7 protein-coding genes and 1 pseudogene are annotated in these 10,183 nt (G+C 36.0%); 3 read left to right on the top strand and 5 right to left on the bottom strand.

Annotation, left to right across the window (positions count from 1 at the left end):
• Positions 1–399 precede the first annotated feature (399 nt).
• Positions 400–1,272 (bottom strand): annotated as a pseudogene (locus tag ACSU6B_RS28360) (ABC transporter ATP-binding protein); the annotation flags it as partial.
• A gap of 446 nt (positions 1,273–1,718) precedes the next feature.
• A complete protein-coding gene (locus ACSU6B_RS28365) occupies positions 1,719–2,846 on the bottom strand; it encodes a 2-methylaconitate cis-trans isomerase PrpF family protein (RefSeq protein WP_215006336.1) in 1,128 nt (375 codons plus the stop codon).
• A gap of 146 nt (positions 2,847–2,992) precedes the next feature.
• Here ACSU6B_RS28365 and ACSU6B_RS28370 point away from each other — a divergent pair, with 146 nt between their 5' ends.
• Positions 2,993–3,859, top strand: a complete 867-nt coding sequence (locus ACSU6B_RS28370) for a LysR family transcriptional regulator (RefSeq protein ID WP_410889770.1) — start codon at positions 2,993–2,995, stop codon at positions 3,857–3,859.
• 212 nt (positions 3,860–4,071) lie between these two features.
• Entirely contained in the window at positions 4,072–5,382 is a 1,311-nt protein-coding gene (locus ACSU6B_RS28375) for a CitMHS family transporter (RefSeq protein ID WP_214719105.1), read from the top strand.
• Between the two features lie 125 nt (positions 5,383–5,507).
• Here ACSU6B_RS28375 and yyaC read toward each other — a convergent pair whose 3' ends face one another.
• Both yyaC and ACSU6B_RS28385 read right to left on the bottom strand, forming a co-directional pair.
• Entirely contained in the window at positions 5,508–6,158 is a 651-nt protein-coding gene (yyaC, locus tag ACSU6B_RS28380) for a spore protease YyaC (RefSeq protein WP_410889772.1), read from the bottom strand.
• A gap of 13 nt (positions 6,159–6,171) precedes the next feature.
• Positions 6,172–7,314 (bottom strand): AbrB family transcriptional regulator, encoded by a 1,143-nt coding sequence (locus ACSU6B_RS28385; RefSeq protein WP_410889774.1) that lies wholly within the window; start codon positions 7,312–7,314, stop codon positions 6,172–6,174.
• Between the two features lie 144 nt (positions 7,315–7,458).
• On the opposite strand from ACSU6B_RS28385, the gene ACSU6B_RS28390 reads away from it, so the two are divergent.
• Positions 7,459–8,322 (top strand): LysR family transcriptional regulator, encoded by an 864-nt coding sequence (locus ACSU6B_RS28390; protein ID WP_410889776.1) that lies wholly within the window; start codon positions 7,459–7,461, stop codon positions 8,320–8,322.
• A 78-nt stretch (positions 8,323–8,400) separates the two neighbouring features.
• On the opposite strand, the gene tcuA is transcribed toward ACSU6B_RS28390, so the two are convergent.
• Positions 8,401–9,915, bottom strand: coding sequence for an FAD-dependent tricarballylate dehydrogenase TcuA (tcuA, locus tag ACSU6B_RS28395; protein ID WP_410889778.1), 1,515 nt, complete (start codon positions 9,913–9,915; stop codon positions 8,401–8,403).
• Positions 9,916–10,183 lie beyond the last annotated feature (268 nt).

The following is a 10,183-nucleotide window of genomic DNA, read 5'->3' on the forward strand; positions in this document are numbered from 1 at the left end:
TTTTTTGTTTGTTTGCACGTTTTTGTTTGTTTAGTTTTCAAAGAACAATCCATCATGTCAGAAGCGACATTTATTATTATATCGAACCTCTATTAATATGTCAATATAATATTTTAATTTTTTTGTTCTCACTTTCAACGAATTTGACAGCCGTTAAAAGCAACTTCCTTATAATAGCACCTTCGATTTACTTATGCAACAGAAAGTTTTTCTTTTTTTAATGGACTGTTCATTTCCTCAAAACTTTTTTGAGATAACACCCCCTTTCTCTCGAATCATAACCAAATTCAGCCCTACGAAACGATGAGAAGAAGAAAGGAACCCGAGCGATTATCCTTGATTCCTTTCTCTAAACCCTATTTTATTTTGTCTACTTTTGGGATTGCAACGCACAGGCACCTAGCCTAGCATTTTGTATTGGGCTTTTACTAGTTCATAGTAAACTCCTTGTTCTGCCATTAGTATGTCGTGATTTCCTTGCTCAAGGATATGTCCATGGTCCAGTACAATAATTTTGTCTGCTTCTCTGATGGTTGAGAGCCTATGAGCAATCATTATGGCGGTTCTATCTTTTAATAATGTTTTTAATGCCTTTTGAATTTTTACCTCAGTCTCTGTATCAATGCTCGCTGTTGCTTCATCAAGGATGGGAATTTTCGGGTCAGCCAGGAGTGCTCCTTGCAAAAGAGAGAAGCTGACGTTCCCCTACCGACAAGACATTGCCTCGTACTTCCACTTCTGTTTGATACCCTTTCGAAATTTGAGTAATGAAATGATCAGTGCCTACTGCTTTTGCCGCTGCGATCACTTCCTCATCGATGGCATTGGGATTCCATAGCGAATGTTTTCCATAATGGTACCCGAAAAGATAAACGTATCCTGCAGCACCACACTAATTTGCGAACGCAGGCTGGCAATCGATAAATCTTGTATAGGTCAGCCATCAATTTTGACTATACCTCCTGTAGCATCATAAAATCGGCACACCAAATTAGCAATGGTTGTTTTCCCTGAAACGGTATGCCCGACAAGCGCTGTCGTCTCACCTGCTTTAATCGTAAGAGAAACTCCATTTAACGCTTTTCGTTTTCTATCGTAAGAAAACTCTACCTCTTCAAAATCAATATGGACTTTAATCGAGGAAAGTTTAATAGGATTAGGAGATTCTATCACACTAGGTCGTTCATCTAAAAACTCAAACACACGCTCAGAAGAAGCCATTCCAATTAGAAGCTGGTTATACAATTGCCCAAGACGAGAAATCGGCTCCCAGCCTTTTTCGAGTGTCACAACGGTTCGAAGCGAAATGGCAGTCATTTCATAAGCTCTTCCTGCATCTCTTTCCTTATGCCAAATGAGTTTATGACGTTCGACGTCAAGTCGCTCGTCCGCCGAAACTGGAATCGATAACGTGTGCTTAATCTCAAGGACTGTACGCAGGGCACTTCTTTCCAATAAGGTAAATTCCGCTGGTATCCCTTTTGGTGTGATGGCGGAATAACCCTTCGCTTCCTTGAACATATATTCGTTCCCGACATCGCCTGTGTCTTCGTATATACCGAGACGCTGGAAGGCCTCACCGGTTTTTTTATCCGTTACATCATACATGCCATCTTCATGGAACAGTAAATGCACAAATTCATTTTCCATTTCCAAGTCGTTAACAGGGGCTTTTACCTTCCAGATACCTCATTTAGTAAAACATTTACTTATATAATTTACGCTAACTTAGATATATACTCGTAATTTTTCTTTGTATATGCATATCCTTCCAAAATCACACGTGCTGTTCTTACTACCTTAATTGCGGTAATATTTCCTGCAATTAAATCAACCTTTGTTTCCATGATTCCAGCAGGATGTGCTAATCGGATAACTTCTTGTTTTACATTAATAGTATCGGATAAGATTGTATCATTTAAAAATGCACCTGCAGTTGTACAGATCGCACCTGTAATCGCAAGTGCTTGATGTGGTTTTTGCATAGACATCATTCTTATTGTACAGTCCATATTTTCAGTTTTTCTCTCCACTCCTGTTACATCAATATAATCCATAGGAGGAGCAATAATCGTTAATTTAGGAACAGCAGGTGATTTTTTTGTTGCTTCTTCTTTCGTAGCAAATTGGCACATTTCGGCTGCAATCGATCTGATTTCTTCTAATTCAGTTAGTTTTTCTGGTGTAAATTCATGTGGAAGTTCAGTCCCTTTAAGACCAACATCATGTGCATGAATAAAAACTAATGGATTAGCCACATCAATTATCGATACATTTATCGGACCTCTAGGTGTTTGAATGACATCAATAGAGTTTCCGGTTGGAAATAGTTTTCCTGTTACTGCACCTTCCGCATTAGTGAATGATAGATAGATAGGAGAACCTGTTCCTGGAACACCTGGAATTGAACACATTCCATCTGTTTTTACTTGACCGTTCTCAACCTCTACCTCAGAAATGATTACTTTTTGAGTATTTGTATTAAAGATTCTAACAGTTGTAATTGGCTCAATTGCTGGTACTAGACCTTGTTCAATTGCATATGGACCTACCGCAGAAGAAATATTCCCGCAGTTTCCTTTGAAATCAACCAATTGATTTTCAATACTAACTTGTGCGAAGGTGTATTCTACGTCAATACCTTCAAAACCCGACTTTTTGATAATTGCTGCTTTACTCGTTAATGAGTTGGCCCCACCAAGTCCGTCAATTTGTCTGCTATCTGGACTTCCCATTATATCTAACATAAATTCATCCCAAAGCGAACGATCTGATGGCATATCATCAAAATTAAAAAACACACCTTTGCTAGTTCCTCCACGCATCACAACAACAGGCACTTTCATCTAAAAAACCCCTTTTCTTATTCACTTTTCAAAAAGTATCGGTGCTTTTAAAAATATAGTAAGTTATGTGATATCATAAGTAAAATAGATATTTTATTAGAAAAATACAAAAAAAAACTTATAATCAGTTGATTGGGGATGAACTTATGGATGAAAAAGACTGGAATGCGATTCGAATTTTATATCAAGAGAAAAATATTAGCCGTGCATCAGAACGTTTATATATCTCCCAACCGGCATTAACTTACAGACTTAAAAATTTAGAAACGGAGTTTGGAACAAGATTATTTTTTAGAATAAAAGGAGGCATTGAGTTTACTTCAGAAGGCTTGCATTTAGTAGAGTATGCTGAAGAAATGATCAAAAAGCTGCAATCAACAAAAGACAATATGATCAATATGCAAGATGAGGTAAGAGGAACGTTAAGAATTGGAGTTTCAAGTAACTTTGCACAATATAAGTTACCAAGGATATTAAAAAAATTTTCAACTAAATTCCCAAATGTACAATTTAACATCAATACAGGTTGGAGTACCGATATTTTAAATCTTCTTAATACCGATACTGTGCATTTAGGCATACTACGTGGAGATTACGAATGGTATGGAAAAAAAGCATTATTACATAAAGAAAAGCTATGTTTAATTTCTAAAAAGGAAATAAATATGGCGAATTTACCTAAACTTCCATTAATTAATTACAAAACAGATAGTTCTCTAAAATCTTCTATTAATGGCTGGTGGCATGACCGATACTCAGAACCACCGTTTATTATGATGGAAACGGACCGACTAGAAACATGTAAAGAAATGGTCAAAAACGATCTGGGTATTGCGATCGTACCTCAAATTTGTCTAGAACCTTCAGATAACCTACAAATCTACGAACTATCCTATAAGGATGGTGAACCAGTTTATAGATATACATGGTTATTGTATAATCAGGATTCATTGAAGCTTTCTACTGTAAAAAGTTTCATAGATTTTTTAAATGAACATCCAAATTCTTTATAGCTAATTTAGAGAGGAATGAGAAATATTCCTCTTTTTATTATATGGATTATAAGTTTTTTTTTAGAAATTAGATAAAAATTATATATTTTACTTATTTATACGTGTGTTATATTGTAAAACTAAGAAATATTTCTTGAAACAGTTTTCTCAATATTTGCAGTAATCAAATTTTAGTTATTTGTAAGCGATTTCTTTTATAGGAGGGGATTCATATTCTTACTTTTTTAGGAATTTCAATGGTTGTCTTATTTACTTATCTGATTATGGCAAAAAAATTATCTCCAGTTACAGCACTTGTCATTGTACCAATAGTTTTTGCAGTAATTGGTGGATTTGGTTTAGAGCTCGGTGGTATGATGCTAGATGGTTTAAAAGAGGTTGCTCCTTCAGCTGCCTTACTCCTGTTTGCGATTTTATTTTTCGGAATTTTAATTGATGCAGGCTTATTTGATCCATTAATCAATAACATGATGAAATTTGTTAAGGGTGATCCAGTTAAAATCGCGATCGGAACCGCAATTATTGCTATGACAGTAGCATTAGATGGCGATGGAACGACAACTCACATGATTACCATTTCTGCTATGTTAGCGCTTTATCTTCGAATTGGTATGAACCCTCTTATTCTCGCAACTATTTCTTTACTCTCTGTCAGTATCATGAGTGGGATGACGCCTTGGGGAGGACCAGCTACAAGAGCCGTTGCTTCTTTAGGCCTTGATTCGAATGAATTTTTCCTCCCACTATTACCTACAATGTTATCAGGAATGGGATGTATTCTTTTTATCGCTTTTGTTCTTGGAAAAAAGGAAAGAGCAAGAATTGGTGTGATCAATGTTGAGGAAATTCCACAACAATCATTACAATTAAGTGAAGCAGCTGCCGCTTATGCCCTACAAGAGGATATTAAGCGCCCTAAATTAAGATGGGTAAACTTTATTTTAACAATAGCAATCATGGTAGTTTTGGTCATGGGGTTAATTTCAGCTCCAATCTTATTTCTAATTGGATTTGTACTCGCGGCCATGATTAACTATCCAAATTTTGAGCAGCAAAAAGAACGTATTTTGTCACACTCAGGAAATGCTTTAACAGTTGTTATTCTAGTGTTTGCTGCCGGTATCTTCTCAGGAATTTTTTCTGGAACAAAAATGGTAGATGCTATTTCACATGCATTAGTATCAATCATTCCAGAATCTGTAGGTTCCTTCTTCCCACTTGTCGTTGCCCTAACTAGCATGCCATTTACTTTCGTATTATCCAACGACGCTTATTACTTTGGAGTTTTACCAATTCTAGCGGAAGCAGGAGCGGCCTATGGGGTAAGTCCTTTAGAAATTGCAAGAGCATCTGTATTAGGGCAACCTGTACATTTTCTAAGCCCACTTGTAGCATCCACTCTTTTATTAGTAGGGATGGTGAAAACAGATATCGGAGAATTTCAACGTTATGCGTTTAAATGGACTCTTCTTTGTTCTTTAGTCATAATTGCTGTTGCCTTTTTAACAAGTGCAATCAGCTAATACTTCATTTCATTGTTAGATCTCCAATAGATTTGATAATAAAAATAGAGCCTCCCAAATTAGTTACGAAACCGATTCGGGAAGCTCTATTTTTTATCAATATATGAAACAAAAAAAGATATTTTCTAACGCTCTTTATCATCATTTACCCTAATTTTAGTAATTACTTTTACAATTGTTTTTGCAAGATTCATAACCGTATATAAGCGGGTGTCATTTAAAAATTGAGAAGTTGGTAAAGGATCTATATAATTTACAAACCCAACGAAATGGTAATCTCCTACTTCTGGGAGCATCTTTTCAAGGGCTTTCCCAGGAGTTAAAGGTCCTTCTTTAAACATCACATGACCAACTTGTTCTTTAGTACCGATGGAGGCATCGATACTAATAACTAACGGCTTTTTAAATTGTTTATTGATCTCCTTCAATATTCCTTTTAAGTTAAATGCATGTACAGGTTCTTCCAATGTTCCATATACACGAAAAGGAACTTGGCGTTCTTTTAGCATCGTTCCTACTAATGGACCTAATGAATCACCCACATATCGGTCCGAACCTATGCATAAAAAGACAATATCGTGAACCTCTGGTGATGATTGGTGAATTATTTCTCTTATATTAAATGCTAATAATTCACTATCTTTTTCTTCCGTTTTTTCATTTGATTTTACATAATATGAAATGGCTTCTTCATTCTTTTTTTCTTTTTCATAATAAAAAGGACACACGACCATCACCCTTAAATTTATTTTCCGGCCCATAGCTGATAAAATCATTATACCCTAAAACCTATGCGGATAGATTAGTGTGAGATTTCTTTTTGACTTCTAGGTATTTTAAAAATCGAAAAAAAGGAGGAAGGGTAATACAGACAGTGACGACCCTGAGCACTTGTACCGCTACGACAAATGTAGCGTCACCATTCAAAACGAGAGCTGTTGTTGTCATTTCTGCAATTCCACCAGGTGCAAATGCTAAACCTGCAGTCAGAAATGTTATATTAGTAAAAATTGATACAAAGTACGCACAGATAAACACAGTTACAATTAAGCAGATTGTCCCTAAAAATGAAACGATCAAAGTTCGGTTTAATCCGATAAACATATTTTTATTAAAACGCGAGCCAATGCTTGCCCCAATAAAAATTTGCGATATGATGATTAAACTATGAGGCCACCAAGCTATAAGATCAGATCCAATAAGAACAGATCCAGAGGATTTAACTGCCGCAACACTAATCATCCCTCCAATCAGCCATGGAGCTGGAAACTTCAAAAATTTCCCGATATGATAGCCAATCCACGCTATAAACACAAATAAAATGGTCAAAGCAAGTTGCGCTCCCTCAAATGTTGATGATGATTCTGTCGCCGCAACTGCATGGTGATAGTCATGAACCTCAGAATGACCGAACAAGAAAGAGATCATGACAGGGGTCGTAATGATAACTAAAAATACACGCATTGCCTGAATGATACTTACAACACCAGTATTTGCGCCAACTTCTTCTGCAATACCAGGGAGTGAGGAAAGCCCGCCAGGTGCAGTAGCAAAAAAACTTGTTAACATATCCAATTTACTGAACTTCCATAAAACAATACCTGATAGTAAAGAAAAAAGGATTGATAAAAGAAGCATGATGATAATCGTTGACCAATTTTCTCTAAAAATGGATAGAACGGAAGTATTCACTTTCTGGCCTAACTCAATTCCTAAGATACATTGTCCAATGTATAACCAATATTTTGGAATTCCATTTTGAGTATATAGTAAATGCAAAAAATTCGGACGAAGTATAGAAAGAAAAGCTGCCGTGAGGAGTGTCCCAATCATCCATCCAATCGGGAGTTCTGTTAACGAGAGGGAAAATCCACCTATCCCACTTACTATTACAAACCATATAAATTGAAAAAAATGGTTATGTTTTTCCATTCAGGATCCTTCTTTCTTGAAGATGAAGTGATTTTGTCATCTTTGCTTTTTAAACCAAATATAGTATAATTTTAGAAATAGTTAAAATATTAAAATATTATCATTATCCATATAATATTAATGGTAGAAATGGTGGTTATAAGTTTGGATGAACGAGATTGGATGGTGTTACAAACCCTCTATAAAGAAAAAAACATTACAAAGGCTGCTCAACATTTGTATATTTCTCAACCAGCTTTGACAAACCGCTTACAGCAATTAGAAAAGGAATTTGGAATAAAAATTGTCAATCGAGGCAGACGTGGAGTTCAATTTACCCCACAAGGAGAGTATTTAGCGAAAAGTGCGCATGAAATGCTTCTAAACATACAAAAAATTAAGGAAAATGTTCTAAATATGGAGGACAATGTAGCAGGAACATTAAGATTAGGTGTCTCTACCTTTTTTACTGATTACATGCTTCCTAACCTATTAAAGCTATTCAAAGAACGTTATCCTACTATTGAATTCAAAGTAACGACTGGCTTTAGCAGTCATATCGCCCATTTAATTTACAATCAAGATGTCCATATTGGTATTGTTAAAGGAGATTTCAGCTGGAAAGATCACAAACATTTATTATTTGAAGAGACCATTTGTATCGCTTCTAAAGGAAAAATAGATATACATAACCTCCCTAACTTACCAAGAATCGATTATCATACTGACCCACTGTTGAAGAATTCCATCAATAATTGGTGGTCTGAACATTTCACCCAACCACCGCTTGTCAGTATAGAAGTCGATAAAGTGGATACTTGCAAAAAAATGGTTGTTAATGGATTAGGCTATGCAATCTTGCCAAGCCTGATTTTAAATGATGTCAATGATGTTTATAAAACGGATATTACAACCATTGACGGCAACCCCATTGTCCGTAAGACATGGATGTTCTACCACAAAGATTCATTAGAATTAAACATTGTTAAGGCATTTGTTGAGTTTATGGAAAATGAATTTAAAGGGTAGAAGTTAATCATTAAAGTACAGTCTTTACATTTAATAGAAGCATCTGCCTGAGGCATGGCAGATGCTTTTTATTGTGATTTATGAAATACTAATCTTTTCTTTAGAATAATTGGCAGCTGATGTACCAGCTAATTTTCCAAAAACGGCTCCTGACATTAATCCTGACCCACCTGGATAATTTTTGTAGAAGATGCCACCGACCATTTCACCAGCAGCGAATAACCCAGCTATAGGTCTTCCTTCTTGGTTTAAGACCTCTCCTTCTGGATTTACATGTAATCCGCCAAAAGCAAAGGTAATACCACAAGTAACTGGATATGCATAAAAAGGAGCTTGGTCGATTCGTAATGCCCAGTTTGTTTTTGGCGGAGTAATTTCAACTGTTCCTTTTCCGTCCTTCACTGTTGGATTATAGTCTCCTTCTTGAACTGCCGCATTAAAATCTGTTATCGTTTTTAAAAATTGTTCTTTATCAACTGACATCAATTCTGCTAATTCTTCAAGACTATCCGCTTTATAATAAGTGGCTTCTTCTAGATTGTATTCCTTTCTAAGCATCGGACGTACTTGAGCATCAAAAAGTTGGAAAGCAGAATGACCAGGCTGTTTTAAGACTTCGCGGCCATATTTTGCATATGTGTAGTTCCGAAAATCTGCCCCTTCGTCTACAAATCTATTTCCCTCATTATTAATCAAAAGACCAAGAGGAAATGAAGATTTTTTAAATATATCACCAGGCTTGTTAAAGTCACCAAATTTAGGAGCATTATAATCTGTTCCAATCGAGTGACAGCCATTCCACTCACCATATTTTTGCGCACCAACTGCTAAAGCCATAGTTATTCCGTCTCCAGTATTATATTCAGTCCCTCTTACAATCGCGGATTCCCATTCTTCTCCTAGATGTTCACTTCTCATTTTTTTGTTCGCTTCAAAACTGCCACAAGCTAAAATTACACTAGACGTATTGATTGTAGTCACTTTCTCGATTTGTTCTATTTTAATGCCAGTAATATTTTCATTATCAGTTACTAACTCAATTGCCCGCGAATTATACCAGATATCAATCCCGATTTTTTCTGCTCTATCAAAGAGCCTTTTTATTAAACCAACGCCCTTATCTTCAGTTTTTATTGGAAGTCCACCCCAAAAATGACGTTTACCATCTTGTACGAAGGATTGATTTTCGTAATTTAATTCAAATTTAATTCCATGATTACTTATCCATGAAAGTGTTTCATAAGATTTAGCAATAAGCTGATTTGCTAGTACGGGATCACTATTTCCGTCTGTTACTCGCATTAGATCATTATAAAAGTCAGATTGAGTGTATTCAGGCATTACGATCTTTTCTGCTTCCTCATCCGTTATATCAGGTATTATTCCTCTTATGTTTTCTAACTTATTGTAAGCAACACGAATCGCTCCATCTGTAAAAAATGAATTTCCTCCGCGCTTTTCTACTGGCCCGCGCTCTAAAACAAGTACTTCAGCACCCTTTTCCTTTGCCGCAATCGCTGCACACAAAGCTGCATTCCCTGCCCCAACTACAACTACATCATAATTTCGTTTATCCACGTTTACCCCTCCTATTAGTCATGTGTTTCCTTAACTAAATAGTACGGTATAAACAGCGATTAATAAAATACCGTTATTTGATTGTATTCCATAAATAATATTTATGGCTAACCTTCAAAAGGATAAACAATCTGTGAGACGTACTTAGACCGCTTGAATAAGGCCCTAATCATCTAAAAACAAATTAGTTTCTCCACATAACAAAAAGAACAACCCAAAAGTGAGTTGTTCTAAGATATGCCTGGCAACGTCCTACTCTCACAGGGACGCGTGTCCCAACTAC

This window comes from Neobacillus sp. C211 (assembly GCF_051842875.1).
Classification (GTDB): Bacteria; Bacillota; Bacilli; order Bacillales; family Cytobacillaceae; genus Neobacillus.

Coding starts and splice junctions, on each gene's coding strand:
- ACSU6B_RS28370 (WP_410889770.1), top strand. CDS start 2,993: ATGGATGAAAAAGACTGGAATGCGATTCGAATTTTATATCAAGAGAAA.
- ACSU6B_RS28365 (WP_215006336.1), bottom strand. CDS start 2,846: ATGAAAGTGCCTGTTGTTGTGATGCGTGGAGGAACTAGCAAAGGTGTG.
- yyaC (WP_410889772.1), bottom strand. CDS start 6,158: ATGATTTTATCAGCTATGGGCCGGAAAATAAATTTAAGGGTGATGGTC.
- ACSU6B_RS28385 (WP_410889774.1), bottom strand. CDS start 7,314: ATGGAAAAACATAACCATTTTTTTCAATTTATATGGTTTGTAATAGTA.